Source organism: Roseburia sp. (assembly GCF_041325975.1).
In the GTDB taxonomy this organism is placed as follows: Bacteria; Bacillota; Clostridia; order Lachnospirales; family Lachnospiraceae; genus Roseburia; species Roseburia rectibacter.
The window spans coordinates 406,109-420,891 of sequence record NZ_JBGLEJ010000004.1; the positions used below are offsets into that span (position 1 = coordinate 406,109).

Here is a 14,783-nt window from a genome sequence, read left to right on the forward strand (position 1 = left end):
ATGTCCGCAACAAATACGCCCTAAATGTTTTATAAATTGAAAAACTCCGGTCATCTGTTTATCGTAAAACAGATGCCGGAGTGCCCGTTACAGACTTATTTAATTGTATTATTCGAAAGCCGCGATCTCCGGAGCTTTCTGTTCCCCGATCTGTGGTTACTGTTCACACTTCCGGTGTGACCAGCAACGATTACAGCCCATGAAAAGTGCCTCTTCGAGGCAGGGGCTGTAATCTCACAACAATATACACTACGGCGCATAGCTTGACAGCAAAGTGTCAAGCTTGCGTCTGAACAGCAGCAATCTGTGCACAGCCACGCATCGTAATAAGCGGACCGCCTTTTTTCTCCACATACTCTTTCGTAATGGTTACCATACCGATATTGTCATCTTTCGGAATTTCATACATGATGTCAAGCATAAATTCCTCGATGATCGCGCGAAGTGCACGCGCACCGACTTTCTTTTCCTTCGCCTGCTTTGCGATCGCCATCAACGCATCATCCTCAAATTTGAGTCTTACCTCATCCATGGCAAGCAGCTTCTGATACTGTTTTAAAATCGCATTTTTCGGTTCTTTCAAAATGCGTACCAGCATATCTTCTGTAAGTGCTTCTAGCGTAAACATGATCGGCAGACGTCCTAAGAACTCAGGTATCATGCCAAACTTACGCACATCTTCTGTAGTCACTTTCTGCAGGATATTTTCGTCCTGATCATATTTATCCTTTAATTCTGATTTAAAGCCGATCGACGCAGACTTATTGAGACGTTCCTTAATGATATCCTCTAACTCCGGGAATGCACCTCCACAGATAAAAAGGATATTCTTTGTGTTGACCATAGTCATCGGTACCATCGCATTCTTACTGCTGGCTCCGACAGGCACCTCAACTTCTGCACCCTCTAACAGTTTTAACATTCCCTGCTGTACGGACTCACCGCTGACATCACGCTGGTTCGTATTGCGTTTCTTGGCGATCTTATCGATTTCATCGATAAAAATAATACCGTGCTCTGCGCGCTCCACATCATTATCTGCTGCGGCAAGCAGCTTACTTACAACGCTCTCGATATCATCACCGATATATCCTGCCTCTGTCAGGGATGTTGCATCTGTGATGGCAAGCGGCACATCTAAAAGTTTTGCAAGTGTTTTCACCAGATAAGTCTTACCGGAACCGGTCGGTCCGATCATTAACATATTGGATTTTTCAATCTCAATACCATCCTTCTCATCTGATGCGATTCTCTTATAGTGATTGTAGACAGCAACAGACATAACCTTCTTTGCGTGCTCCTGTCCTACTACGTACTCATCTAACGATGCCTTGATCTTATGCGGTGCCGGGATCTTTTTGATATCAAGCACCGGCTCTTTATTTTCTTTTGGCTTTTTCTTTTTGATCTTCTGGTTATTCGGAATAAATCCCTGCATCCCCTGAAGATCTGACAGATTGATCATGCTGATATTCGGCATCTTGCCCATATTCATGTTCAGCATATCATCCATGGAAAATCCTGTCTGGTTCATGCTGTCAAAAGTTTTCTGCATGCAATCCTGACAGATACAGATATTATTCGGTATCCGTATCATCTTTCCTGCAATATGTTCCGGTCTGCGGCAGATATAGCAGATATCTTCGTATTCCGTTTCTTTCTCCTCCGGTGTGTCTGCATTTGTCACTTCTGCCTCTGCGGTTTCTTTTTCATGTTCTGATACATCATGGGTATCACTACTGTTTTCCTGTCCGTTTATTTCGTCCTTTGAACTTGTAGAAACTGTTGTTGCTTCATCCTCTGTTACTTCTCTATAATCATTATTATTCATCTGAAAATCTCCTAAATCATTCCATTCATCTATCTTTAAAACAGACTTATTTAAGACATTGTACCGCAAAATATCTGCAATCACAAGGAAATCAGGAAGATTTCATTTTTATTTAAGGATTTCTGCGAATATTCTGTAACAGAAAAAATCCGGGCATTCCTTTCACCGAAAGGTCATACCCGGAGATTCCACATCCGTTATCTTGCACTGTTATCAGTAGCATTTCCACTATTGTTATTATTTCCGGTTGCATCATCCACACCGTTTTCAACACCGTCGATAATATCTTTTCCCGCATCACCGATGCCGTCTACTACATCATCCACAACAGCACCACCATCTGTGTCATTGCCATTGTTATTATTTACGGTTCCATTCGTGCCATTTGCGTTGGTATCATTCATTGTATCAGTTCCATTCACATTGGTATCATTCATACCATTTTCGGTAGCATTAACACCATTTTCCGTGTTACCTTTTACCTGGTTTTCCGTACCTGCAGCCGGATTATTTCCATTGTTATTGGTATCCGTGTTGTTACTGTTTGTGCCGCATGCGGTCAGTGCACTAAGAGACAATGTAAGCACCAGGCATGCCGCAAGCATTTTGAATTTTTTCATGGTCATTCTTCTCCTTTACTTTACAAGAAATTATTTGTAACCGCTCAAAAACTCTCTGAACCATTACCTTTTCAAGGATAGTATGACCAACTCTGCTATTTTCTATACCAGCCTAATTCCATGGATAATTCTTCCTGTACTTTTTTGACATCCACAGACAGCTCTTCCACGCGCTCTCGCGTCATCCGGCTGGTCGGACCGGAAATACTGAATGCATATTTTACTTCATTATGATAATCACGAAGACTCGCCGCGATGCAGCGCACACCTTCTTCATTTTCTTCATCATCAAGCGCATATCCATTCTTTTTTGCTTCTTTTAACACCCGAAGCATCTCATCATAATCTGTGATCGTATGCTCTGTCTTTTTTTCGATGATACTCTCATTCCAGATCTGCTTCACTTCTGATTCCGGAAGTTCTGCCATGATCGCTTTACCCACACCGGAACAATACATCGGATGCACCATACCAACATGGGACACCATGCGGATCGTACCAATCTTTGCTTCTATTTTATAAATATATAAAATATTATTTCCTTCCCGCTGCACTAAATGCACCGTTTCCCCGCTGATATCTGACAAACGTTCCATATATGGTTTCGCGACCTGTAAAATATCCATGCGGTCAAGCATTTTTCCTGCCATGCTTACTATTTTATAGGAAAGCATATACTTCTGGGATACCTCATCCTGCTTTGCATATCCCATATAGACTAAAGACATCAGAAGGCGATGTACCGTGCTTTTGTGAAGTCCTAACGCTGTGCTGATCTCCATCAGTCCCATCTCACCGTGATCGGCCAGCATTTCCATTACCTGAAAAATGCGCTCTGCCGACTGCACCGGATTTTTTGTTTCTTTCTGTTCTGCCATAATTACCTCATATTCTATGTAAGGTATCAGTTATTTTTCCAATACCTGTCTTTTAGGTTTCATAATTCACATTATTGTTTCATTATATGAAACCATATGACATCATAACATGACCTTCCAATAAAAGTCAAATTTTTGTTTTTTGCAAAATACAACATTTTCTTTCCCTAAATTATTGACAAGGCATTTTGTAATGTTATAATACTATTGTACCGTTGTATGAAACAATGTTTCATATTACGAAACCAATTTAAGAACCTTAAAATTATTCAAAATAAAGGAGAAGAATTATGAACAAAGTATTAGAAGAGTTTTCCAAAATCGGTATTATCCCGGTTATCGCACTTGACAATGTAGAGGATGCTGCACCTTTAGCAAAAGCATTATGCGACGGTGGTCTCCCATGTGCAGAAGTTACTTTCCGTACAGCAGCTGCTGAGGAATCTATCCGCATCATGTCCGAGCAGTTCCCGGAGATGTTAGTAGGTGCAGGTACTGTTCTTACCACAGAGCAGGTTGACCGTGCTGTAAATGCAGGCGCTAAATTTATCGTAAGCCCTGGTTTAAATCCAAAAGTTGTAAAATACTGTGTAGAAAAAGGAATCCCGGTAACTCCTGGATGTTCTAACCCAAGCGACGTTGAAGTTGCGATCGAACTTGGTCTTGACGTTGTTAAATTCTTCCCGGCAGAAGCTGCAGGCGGACTTAGCATGATCAAATCCATGGCAGCTCCTTATACCAAAATGAAATTCATGCCGACCGGCGGTATCAATGCAAAGAACTTAACAAGCTATCTTGATTTCAAGAAGATCATCGCATGCGGTGGATCCTGGATGGTTAACAAAGACATGATCGCAGCAAAAGACTGGGCTGGCATCACAGCTTTAACAAAAGAGGCTGTTTCTACCATGTTAGGTTTCAAACTGTTACATGTAGGTGTAAACAACGCTTCTGAGGAAGTAGCTGCTGCTGAGTCAGCAAAATTCGCAACTTTACTTGGTGAAAACGTAAAAGTTGGAAACAGCTCCATGTTCGTAGGTTCCCTGATCGAAATGATGAAAAATCCGGGACGTGGAACCAATGGTCATATCTGCATCCAGACTAACTACTTAGACCGCGCTATTTATCATCTTGAGAAACGTGGTTTCGTATTTGACGAATCTTCTTTCAAATACAATGACAAGGGCGAACTTACTGTTGCCTACTTAAAAGACGAGATCGCAGGTTTCGCAGTTCACTTCAACCAGAAATAATTTTAAAAAATCAGGTCTGCACCGGTCTATGATTTGTGCAGACCTTTTTTTCAATGTTAAATAAAAAAACAGACACGGGAGGTTTCTTATGGATCAGAATTGTGCATATTGTATGGAGGGCGAATTAGTTGCCCAGTTTGGTATTAAAATCTGTGAACTGCCAAGTTCAAAGGTATATCTTTTTAAAGAGCAGAGCCACAAAGGCCGTGTGATCGTTGCACACAAAAAACATGTCAGTGAGATCACCGAGCTGACCGCCGAAGAACGTGCTGCTTACATTGAAGATATCAATCATGTGGCAGAAGCACTTCACAAAGCATTTCACCCGCAGAAAGTTAATTATGGTGCTTACGGTGATACAGGTCATCATCTGCATTTCCACCTCGTTCCAAAATATACAGACGGTTACGAGTGGGGAGGCACATTTGCCATGAATCCGGGAGAAAAATTCCTGTCAGAGGAAGAATATGCCTCATTGATCGAAGATATCAAAAAATACTTATAAAGTCTATTTTTTCATCTTAGGCTGAAAAATAATACTTGCAAGATATGCAAAGACCAGTGCCGCTGAAATACCAGCGGCACTTGCTTTTAAGCCGCCTAAAAAGATCCCAAGAAAACCATATTCATCTACTGCTTCTTTCACACCCTTAAACAGGGTATTTCCAAATCCAAGCAACGGAACACTTGCTCCCGCTCCTGCAAATTCAATAAACGGCTGATAAATTCCCAACGCTCCAAGCAGCGCACCAAGACACACCAGCATGACCATAATTCTGCCCGGAAGCATCTTCGTTTTTTCCATTAAAATCTGTACCAGTGCACAGATCGCACCTCCCACCCAGAATGCATTGACATAATCCATGATTTTTTCTTTCCTCCTTTTTAATCTGCATGCTCGATCACAACACCATGTGCGATTCCAGGCACCGTTTTTCCCTCATTAAAAGATACCGTGGAAAGCAGTGCACCGGTCGGCACGAATAAGATACGGCGTAATTTTCCCATCTCAACCTGCTTTAAGAAATGTCCTGCAAGTGTCACGGCAGAGCAGCCGCATCCTGAGCCTCCGGCACCGGTTTTCTGTGCTTTACTCTCAAAGATCAGCATACCACAGTCTAAATGCTCCTGGCTGATATCATATCCTTCTTTCTTTAAAAGATCGATCAGTATCTCCTGTCCCACACTTCCAAGATCCCCGGTAATAATTTGATCATAGTCCTCCGGTTTCCGTCCGAAATCTTTGAAATTCTGACAGATCGTATCTGCTGCCGCAGGTGCCATTGCCGCCCCCATATTCATGGAATCTTTAATTCCATAATCCATGATCTTACCGGTCGTGATTCCAGTGATACAGGCACTGCTTTTCCTTTTTCCAAGCACATACGCACCACTCCCTGTCACCGTCCATGTTGCTGACATTGGTCTCTGGTTTGCATATTCCAGCGGAAACCGGAATTGTTTTTCGGCACTTGCAAAATGACTCGACGTCATTGCCACAACGTAATCTGCATATCCTGCCGCAACACACATTGCACCAAGTGAAAGTGCCTCGCCACAGGTACTGCATGCACCGTACAACCCAAAGAGCGGTACCTGATAATCCATAAGTCCAAATGAGGTTGCAATATTTTGTCCCAGGAGATCCCCTGAAAAAAGATAGCGGATATCTTCTTTAAAAAGTCCTGCTTTACCAACCGCCATCCCAAAGGCCTCTTTCTGAAGCGTACTCTCAGCCTCTTCCCATGTATTCTGTCCGAATTTATCATCTTCACCGATCAGGTCAAAACAATCTCCCAGTGGCCCTTCTCCCTCTTTTTTTCCAACAATGCTTGCGCTGCTTATGATATAAGGCGGCTCCTTAAAACAAATACTCTGTTTTCCCATCTGCATGCTCATATGATTCTCCATTTCCAGATCTAATTACAGCATCGTTTTTTCAAACATCATGCTCTCTATATGCTTTAGCATGTACATTTTGCAGATATTTATACCAGAGTCTTCATCTACTTGCACTTCATTTGTTACACTTTATTTATCACGCTTCGCACCTGCTCCGGCTGTATGCCAAGACACACACATAAAGTAAGAAATTCCTCCGCATCCAGTGGTTCTTCATAATCCTCCCGCAGTTTTCCCGCATCGATGCCCGCATGTGCCGCAAGCGATTTTGCATCCATCTGGTTTTCTTCTATATAACGGATCATATAATCAGTCACTTTTGATTTTCCCATGTTATCGCACCTCTTCTACAAAAATCTGTTTTCCCTTATTTTATTCTTTAGCTTTAGGAATTGCAATTATATTTTTCTCTCGTATTAAGAACTCGTTGACTGATAAAATGAGGTGGGATATGATACGGTTACAAAGCATTTTGACTGCTTTAAAATGCAATAGAACGGAGATCGACATGAAAAATCAGAATATAGCAAAGGTTTTAAAAGAATATCGTAAACGTAATCATCTGTCTGTCAATGATGTATCTCTCCTGTTGGACGAACGTTCTTTTACCGCTGCTCCAAAGACAATTTACGGTTGGGAAAGCGGGCAGGCAAATCCAAGTGCAGATATCCTATTAACACTCTGTGATATATATAATATTACCGATATTCTTGACGCATTCGGTTATGACAGTAATGAAAATTTTCATGTAACGCCCTCTGAGCGGATGATCATCGAAGCCTACCGTGCACATCCGGAAATGCATGAGGCAGTCAGCGTTCTGTTAGGCTGCAGTGCGCCACGCAAAAATCCTGCACCTTTACACGGTACCACAATACAAAAAGACAGTTCACATAAAAAACAACACTCTGCGGAAATGAATACTTTGGCCGCCCATAAGAATATTTCTTCCAATAACCAGCATCTGTAATCTGCCACGAAAAAGCTCCTGCGCATTATGTTTAGCGCAGGAGCTTTTTCTCTCTGATCTGTATCTGTTAAATTAGTTTTCTCATCCTCTTACCGCTCTTTATCTGTCTATTGCCCCTGATCCTGTGGCTGGCTCTGGTCTGGCTGCTGCCCCTGATCCTGTGGCTGGCTCTGATCTGGCTGCTGTCCCTGATCCTGTGGCTGGTTCTGGTCTGGCTGCTGTCCCTGATCCTGCGGCTGGCTCTGGTCTGGCTGCTGCCCCTGATCCTGCGGCTGGCTCTGATCTGGCTGCTGTGCTTTCAATGCCGCAAGTGCCGCCTCTGCCGCTGTCAGTGTATCATAATTCGTTACCTGTGCCTTATCTGCATCCGAAAGTGAATTGTACATATTTCTCGCATTCACGATTGCTGTTTCGCTCTCTAATGTTACAGGCCCGATAATACTGATCGCATTGATCACAGATGGAACATCCGCCTGGGGCTGCTGCACAACAGTCGGATTGTCACCCGGCATACGATATACTAAAACTGCATATCCCTTATCGATCGTCTCATAGATCTTCTTTGCTGCAGATGCCGGCAGGTTGATACATCCATGAGAACCACCTGTCTTATAGATACTTCCTCCAAATTTGTTACGCCAGGTCGCATCATGCATACCTACGTCACCATTAAATGGCATCCAGTAAGTAACCGGTGTCTCATAATCCGGTCCTCTTAAAACCGCATTCATGGTCTTATAAGTCAGTCCAAAAGCACCTGTCGGGGTGTCATGCCCTTTTGCAAGATTTCCTGAAACAAAATCACTTTCCACCACCAGCTTTCCATCTTTATAGAGGAATAAATGCTGGTTTGTCAGATTGATCTCAACGTAAGAATCACCATAGTCATGCTCTCCATGACTGTTCGCAGTTGTGAGATATACCGGCTCTCTTTCCACGTCTTTTCCTGCTTTTAAATCTGCTAAAATCTGTTCTACTTCTCCACTGTTGTCAATTCTCCAGCCATAAAAACCACCTGTGACCGTAACTGTCGTACCGTAAGAAGTTTTTAATTCTTTCGGGGAATAGGCTGTGTTATATTTTTTTGCCAGCGTCTTTACAAATGCAAGCACTTCTTCCTCATCAATGGAAACCTTTTCATCGGTACCCTCAGAAAGCCAGGTACTGATCGTAGTTCCATCCAGTACTTCCTTATCATCCCCAAAGTCATATGTAATCGTAACACCTACATACTGGTTTAACGTGTCAATCAAATCCAGCAGATCTTTGTCATCATCTCCGACTGCAGGCTTCCGATAACAGTCGCTCTGCTCTAGATCAACGGTTTCATCCAGTACTAAAATGGCGTCACTTACTGCCTTTTTCACTTTTGCCGCATCAACCTCTGTTCCATAATCGGCCGGGACAAGTGCATAACCGTTTTCTTTTGTATAATCAGCATAAGTCGCATCCACCGGTGTGCGCTGATCTTTCATACATGGTAAATTACTGACTGCCTCATTCAGTTTCTGCTCATCATAGGATACAACCTTTTCCAGTTCAAACTCCTGCTTCTGAAACATCCGTATCAGCCAGGAAAAGCCATTCTGCTCATTTAAAAGTGTTTCTATCTCACCCTGGAATACAGGCTCCATATCAATATCCGAACCTGCGATCGTTCCATTTTTATCCTCACGTGCAGTAACTGTCAGCTGGTAATTTTTCATTTCAGTCCGAAAAGCATCCTCGACTTTTTCCACACTGCTGCCACCGACAGCAATTCCATCAATAGACGTTCCAAAACAAAAATGACTTTCAAAATAAATCGCAAAACCGACATAAATCACTGCGATCGCCGTCATAATGCATGTAAGCACCAGTCCCGTATAATTTTTCCCGGACGCAGCCTGCTGCTTTTTCCGCTTATTTTTTTCTTTCATTCTCCTAAATATCCTTTCATCCCATGTGTAAAGATATGTTGTATCGCATAAAATATGCAAACGGACACCTACTCTATTATAATATCCCGCAAAGTCTTGTCAACAAATTGTCCAAATCGTAACATTAAATTAAGAATTCGTTCTTTTTTCGCATTGTTCTGTAATAAAAAAAAACGTCAAACTCCCCAAAAACACTGGTCATAGCTTAAAGTTTTCTTAAATTTTAAATAATCTTTCTTAAAATAAGAAAAAGGTAATTGTTTCTGAAAAATTGCTGTGCTATAATCCCTATCGTTGAGATTAATGAAAAGAGGGTGAAACCGTGAAAACAAAGACACGTGATGCGGTCAACGCATTTATCGAGAGAAACAAACATGCTCTTCTTTTGCTTTATTTCATGATTTATCTGCCATGGTTTGGTCATTTAGAGAGAACCGTTACCACACATTTTCATGTGATCCATGTTGCACTGGATGATTATATTCCTTTCTGTGAATATTTTATCATTCCATACTTCTTATGGTTTGGATATGTGGCATGGGGACTTGGTTACTTCTACTTTAAAAATAAAGATGAATATTTCCGTTTATGCACCATGTTATTTACCGGTATGACGATCTTTCTGATCGTTTCTACCATTTATCCAAACGGGCATTATTTAAGACCGACTACCTTTGCACGTGATAATGTATTTGTACATATGGTAAAATGGCTTTACACAACTGATACAGCAACGAATCTTTTTCCGAGCATTCACGTTTACAATTCCATTGCCGTCAATTTAGCTGTATGGCACAGTGGGAATTTCCGTGATAAAAAAGTTATCCGGATCGGCTCTGCTGTTCTTATGGTAAGTATTATTCTTTCTACCATGTTTTTAAAACAGCACTCTGTATTCGATGTTGTTACCGGAATCATCATGGCAGTATTTATGTATATGCTTGTTTATGTACAGAATCCGGCACGCATGCCGGCTGGCGAGCGCAAATACGAGCGCAAATTTTTATAATTTGCACTCGTATCCCGCTACATATTTCGCACAGACTGTCATCAAATTCTCATCATACATCATCCGCTGTGTGCGCTCTATTGGTGTATATTTTCTAACTTCCTTCGATATATGATCTTCTACTACTACCGCATCAAATTCATATCCATCCAAAAAAGTACCAACTTTTCCAAAATAGCTTCCGCCTCCGGCTGTTGCTAAATAGAACGCCTCTGCAAACGTCAGCGGCTTGCTGTTTTCATCGATCAGACGCCATTACATTTTTGAAACCTGTACTGCTAATGTCAACGCTTTTGCCATGGATAAAGATGAGCCTCCCGCCACATCAGAGCCAAGTCCGACCGCAATACCATCTTCTAAAAACTTCCGGACTGGTGCGATACCGGAGGAAAGGTTTAAGTTTGATTCCGGACAGTGCGCCACATAGACACCATGTTCTTTCAAAAGATCCATCTCATCTTCACTGTAAATACAGTGAGCCATGATCGCCGGATGCTCCTTATCTCCTAACATATCAAAAATGGCATAAGCATCTGCATAATTTTTTGCCGCCGGAACAAGTTCTTTTACCCAGGCAACCTCAGACGGATTTTCCGACAGGTGAGACTGCACACGAAGCCCGGTGGTCTTTTGCAGTTTTGCAAGTGCCATCATCAGCTCATCCGTACAGCTTGGGATAAATCGAGGCGTTAAGATCGGTTTTGTTCTTTCATATTTTCCGGCTGTCTCATCAATCCACTTTTTTGTGTCCTCTGCTGCTGTCAGCGCATCTGCCTCGCATAGATTTTCACCGCCATTGCGATCCATATCTACCTTACCGACATAGCTTACAACTCCGCTCTCTTCCAAAAGATCCATCAACATGATCGTCGCTTCCCTGTGAAGCGTTGCAAAAATACATGCACGTGTCGTCAGACTGTGTTTCAGATCAGACACAAAATTCCCATATGCACGTTTTGCATAGGAGATATCCACATATTTTGCCTCTTCCGGAAAAGTATGCACATTCAGCCAGTCTAGAAGTTCTAAATCCATACCAAGCCCGCGGAAGGTATATTGTGGGGCATGCACATGAAGATCCGTCATGCCCGGAAGAATGATCTTATCTCCGTAATCTGTAATCGGCAGTTTTTCATACTGCTGCGGCAGCTCTTCAAATGCACCTCTACAGATACCGTTTTCACAAACAATATAACCTCCTTCCATGCTGTACAGTTCTTTATTTTCTCCTGAAAATACAATATTTCCTTTTAAAACAAAACTCTTTTTTTCCAATACTTTTTATCCTTTTCTTTTTGTCTTACCATAATTTGAAAATCCGGATCGCAGATTTCATTACTTTATATTTCACATCTTCCAGTTCTGATGCCGCACACTTTAGCTCTTTTCGGATTTCAAGATGCTGTGGACAATGTGTCTCACATTTTCCGCATCCGACACACTGGGATGCACTTGCCGTGTCCTTACGGAAAGCCGTGCATTGTAAGTAATCCCTGCGCCCAGATTTTTTTCCTTCTGAGTACATTGCATTATAGCAGCGGAATGTTCCCGGTATATCTACACCTCGCGGACACGGCATACAGTATCCGCAGCCGGTACATCCGACTTTCACGTGCTTTTTGATTTCTTCCTTTACCTGTTCGATCAGCGCAGCATCCGATGTCGTCAGACAGCCCACATGAGACTCTGAGGCAGTCTTTACATTCTGTTCTACCATTTCCATGGAATTCATTCCTGAAAGTACACAGGTCACTTCCGGCTGGTTATAAAGCCATTTTAAGGCGAGTTCTGCCGGTGTACGTCCTTCTTCATCGTTACGGAACAGCTCTTTTGCAGATTCCGGCAGAAGATTTACAAGCCTGCCTCCCCTAAGCGGCTCCATGATAATAACAGGAAGTCCTTTCGCATTTGCATAGCGCAGTCCCTCCACGCCTGCCTGTGAGTATTCATCGATATAATTATACTGGATCTGGCAGAAATCCCAGTCATAAGCATCCACAAGCTGTTTGAACATCTCGGTATTCCCATGATAGGAAAATCCGATATTACGGATCTGACCGGACGCTAACTTTTCCTCGATCCAGTCCTGCATACCGATCTTTTTTAATTTTTCCCAGGTTGGAATATCGGTGAGCATATGCATCAGATAATAATCGATATAATCGGTCTTTAATCTGCGAAGTTCCTCCTGAAACATCTTTTCCGCACCTGCGACAGACTTGATCAGATAATGCGGCAGTTTGGTTGCAAGATAGATCTGCTCCCTGCAATGGTTGCGGTTTAAGATCTCTCCAACTGCCACTTCATTGCCTGCATAAACATATGCAGTGTCAAAATAATTCACACCTGCTTTTATCGCAGCCATCACTTCTTTTTCTGCTTTATCAATATCCACACTGCTGCCGTTTTTGGTAAAACGCATACATCCATATCCCAAAACAGAAATTTCATTTCCTTTTTTATCCCTGCGATACTGCATCCTTTAACTCCTCCAGTTCTGATAACCATATAGCAGCACACGCATCCGACGGCATACGCAGATCTCCGCGCGGAGATACTGCAACACTTCCAACCTTCGGTCCGTCCGGCAGACAGGAACGCTTAAACTGCTGCGCAAAGAACCGGCGGTAAAATGTCTCTAACCACTTAAAAATCGTCGCATCATCATAAGTTCCGGCAAAAGCCTGTTTTGCCAGACGGTAAACCTTTGCCGGTGCATAAGAAAGGCGCAGCATATGATACAGATAAAAATCATGCAGTTCATACGGACCGACTAGATCTTCCGTTTTCTGTGAGATCTTTCCGTCCTCCGGCGGTAAAAGTTCCGGTGAAACCGGTGTGTCAAGCACATCAAGAAGAACCTGTTTTAATGTTTCATCCCCACAGGTATCTGCATAATAGCGTACCAGATGGCGCACTAACGTTTTGGGCACCGATGCATTGACTGCATACATGGACATATGATCTCCATTATAAGTTGCCCATCCAAGCGCAAGCTCCGAGAGATCACCGGTTCCGATGACCATACCGCCGGATTTATTTGCAATATCCATCAATATCTGCGTACGCTCTCTCGCCTGTCCGTTTTCATAAGTCACATCATGCACGGATGGATTCTGTCCGATATCACGGAAATGGACGTTAACAGCGTCTTTAATATCAACCTCTGTAAAGTCCGCTCCAAGACAGCGGATCAGTGATACAGCGTTATCATAGGTACGGTCTGTCGTACCAAATCCCGGCATCGTAACTGCCTTGATATTGCCATGATCCATTCCAAGAGCATCAAAAGCACGCACGGTAACAAGAAGTGCCAGTGTGGAATCGAGTCCTCCGGAAATTCCGATCACCGCAGATTTACAGTGTGTATGCTCTAAACGTTTTTTCAGTCCCATTGACTGAATGGATAATATCTCTTCACAACGCAGTGTTCTGTCACGCTCCCCGGACGGTACAAACGGCATCGGATCGATATAACGTGTCAGTTTTGTCTCCTCCATCTTTAAGGAAAATACTGTCTCATGATACATAGGCTCTGTAGCTGTCTCAAATGTCGTCATTCTGCGGCGCTCGGACGCAAGACGCATCACATCGATCTCTGTGGATACTGTCTGTGTAGAAAAAAGCTCCGACTCTGCCAGCAGGCGGCCGTTTTCTGCGATCAGGTTATGCCCGGAATAGACAACATCCTGTGTGGATTCTCCATCTCCTGCACTCGCATAGATATAACCACAGAGCAGTCTCGCCGACTGTCCGCTCACAAGCTCCCTGCGGTAAGCCGGTTTTCCGGTTGTCTCATCCGATGCAGAGAGATTCACGATAAGAGCTGCCCCATGCATAGCATGTGAAATGCTTGGCGGATTCATCGTCCAGAGATCCTCGCAGAGCTCTGCCGCGATCACAAGTTCCGGCATTTCGAGGCAGGTAAAAAGCTGCCTTGTTCCCATTGGCACGATCATTTCTTCGGTCAGTCTCACATCAACCACTTCTTCCATGCCTCTTGTAAAATGACGTGCCTCATAAAACTCATTGTAATTCGGAAGATAGGTTTTCGGCACAATGCCAAGAATTTTTCCACGGTTTAGTGCCGCTGCCGCATTATATAATTTACCTTTATATGCAAGTGGAAGACCAACAAATACGATCGCATCTATATCTGCTGTAAATTTTGCAATATTTATTAATTCATTTTTTGCCTCCCGAAGCAGCTTTTCCTGCAAAAACAGATCTCCACAGGTATATCCGGTGATACATAACTCCGGCAGAACGATCACTTTTGCTCCCTCATCTGCTGCCTCTTTGATTGCCTGGCAGATTACTTTTGCATTATATCCGGTGTCGGCAACCCTGATCTTTGGCGTTACTGCTGCAACTTTTACAAATCCCTGTCTCATTCTTTCC

The 14,783-nt window shown here is 42.9% G+C and carries 13 protein-coding genes and 1 pseudogene; 4 read left to right on the forward strand and 10 right to left on the reverse strand.

Going from position 1 to position 14,783, the window contains the following annotated elements:
- Positions 1-277: 277 nt before the first annotated feature.
- The 3 genes from clpX to ACDD58_RS05200 all read right to left on the reverse strand — a co-directional run bounded on the left by clpX (position 278) and on the right by ACDD58_RS05200 (position 3,329).
- Positions 278-1,831, reverse strand: a complete 1,554-nt coding sequence (gene clpX, locus ACDD58_RS05190) for an ATP-dependent Clp protease ATP-binding subunit ClpX (protein ID WP_117921543.1) — start codon at positions 1,829-1,831, stop codon at positions 278-280.
- Positions 1,832-2,028: 197 nt separating this feature from the next.
- Positions 2,029-2,451: a hypothetical protein gene (locus ACDD58_RS05195; protein WP_370776217.1), complete on the reverse strand. Its 423-nt coding sequence runs from the start codon at positions 2,449-2,451 to the stop codon at positions 2,029-2,031.
- 95 nt (positions 2,452-2,546) lie between these two features.
- A complete protein-coding gene (locus tag ACDD58_RS05200; protein WP_117921547.1) occupies positions 2,547-3,329 on the reverse strand; it encodes an IclR family transcriptional regulator in 783 nt (260 codons plus the stop codon).
- 290 nt (positions 3,330-3,619) lie between these two features.
- On the opposite strand from ACDD58_RS05200, the gene ACDD58_RS05205 reads away from it, so the two are divergent.
- Both ACDD58_RS05205 and ACDD58_RS05210 read left to right on the forward strand, forming a co-directional pair.
- Positions 3,620-4,582, forward strand: coding sequence for a bifunctional 4-hydroxy-2-oxoglutarate aldolase/2-dehydro-3-deoxy-phosphogluconate aldolase (locus tag ACDD58_RS05205; protein ID WP_370776219.1), 963 nt, complete (start codon positions 3,620-3,622; stop codon positions 4,580-4,582).
- Between the two features lie 88 nt (positions 4,583-4,670).
- Entirely contained in the window at positions 4,671-5,087 is a 417-nt protein-coding gene (locus tag ACDD58_RS05210; protein ID WP_370776221.1) for an HIT family protein, read from the forward strand.
- 3 nt (positions 5,088-5,090) lie between these two features.
- Here the strand turns inward: ACDD58_RS05210 and spoVAE are convergent, their stop codons facing one another.
- From spoVAE to ACDD58_RS05225, 3 genes are all read right to left on the reverse strand, one after another.
- The gene (gene spoVAE / locus ACDD58_RS05215) at positions 5,091-5,447 is read right to left on the reverse strand and encodes a stage V sporulation protein AE (protein ID WP_117921553.1); all 357 of its coding nucleotides are present in this window, start codon (positions 5,445-5,447) and stop codon (positions 5,091-5,093) included.
- 20 nt (positions 5,448-5,467) lie between these two features.
- Complete coding sequence (gene spoVAD, locus ACDD58_RS05220; protein WP_186900271.1) at positions 5,468-6,481, reverse strand: stage V sporulation protein AD; 1,014 nt, start codon at positions 6,479-6,481, stop codon at positions 5,468-5,470.
- A gap of 125 nt (positions 6,482-6,606) precedes the next feature.
- Positions 6,607-6,816, reverse strand: a complete 210-nt coding sequence (locus tag ACDD58_RS05225; RefSeq protein ID WP_370776226.1) for a hypothetical protein — start codon at positions 6,814-6,816, stop codon at positions 6,607-6,609.
- A gap of 176 nt (positions 6,817-6,992) precedes the next feature.
- Between ACDD58_RS05225 and ACDD58_RS05230 the strand changes: the two genes are divergently transcribed.
- Positions 6,993-7,454, forward strand: coding sequence for a helix-turn-helix domain-containing protein (locus ACDD58_RS05230; RefSeq protein ID WP_370776229.1), 462 nt, complete (start codon positions 6,993-6,995; stop codon positions 7,452-7,454).
- Between the two features lie 107 nt (positions 7,455-7,561).
- Here the strand turns inward: ACDD58_RS05230 and ACDD58_RS05235 are convergent, their stop codons facing one another.
- Positions 7,562-9,373, reverse strand: a complete 1,812-nt coding sequence (locus ACDD58_RS05235; protein ID WP_370776232.1) for a L,D-transpeptidase family protein — start codon at positions 9,371-9,373, stop codon at positions 7,562-7,564.
- Positions 9,374-9,770: 397 nt separating this feature from the next.
- On the opposite strand from ACDD58_RS05235, the gene ACDD58_RS05240 reads away from it, so the two are divergent.
- Positions 9,771-10,382, forward strand: a complete 612-nt coding sequence (locus ACDD58_RS05240; RefSeq protein ID WP_370777454.1) for a phosphatase PAP2 family protein — start codon at positions 9,771-9,773, stop codon at positions 10,380-10,382.
- Here ACDD58_RS05240 and ACDD58_RS05245 read toward each other — a convergent pair.
- From ACDD58_RS05245 to ACDD58_RS05255, 3 genes and pseudogenes are all read right to left on the reverse strand, one after another.
- Positions 10,377-11,657, reverse strand: a pseudogene (locus ACDD58_RS05245) (amidohydrolase family protein). The gene ACDD58_RS05240 and the pseudogene ACDD58_RS05245 overlap by 6 nt on opposite strands.
- Before the next feature lie 25 nt (positions 11,658-11,682).
- Positions 11,683-12,861, reverse strand: a complete 1,179-nt coding sequence (locus ACDD58_RS05250; protein ID WP_370776235.1) for an aldo/keto reductase — start codon at positions 12,859-12,861, stop codon at positions 11,683-11,685.
- Positions 12,842-14,776: an NAD(+) synthase gene (locus tag ACDD58_RS05255; RefSeq protein ID WP_370776237.1), complete on the reverse strand. Its 1,935-nt coding sequence runs from the start codon at positions 14,774-14,776 to the stop codon at positions 12,842-12,844. The genes ACDD58_RS05250 and ACDD58_RS05255 overlap by 20 nt, the downstream gene beginning before the upstream one ends.
- Positions 14,777-14,783 lie beyond the last annotated feature (7 nt).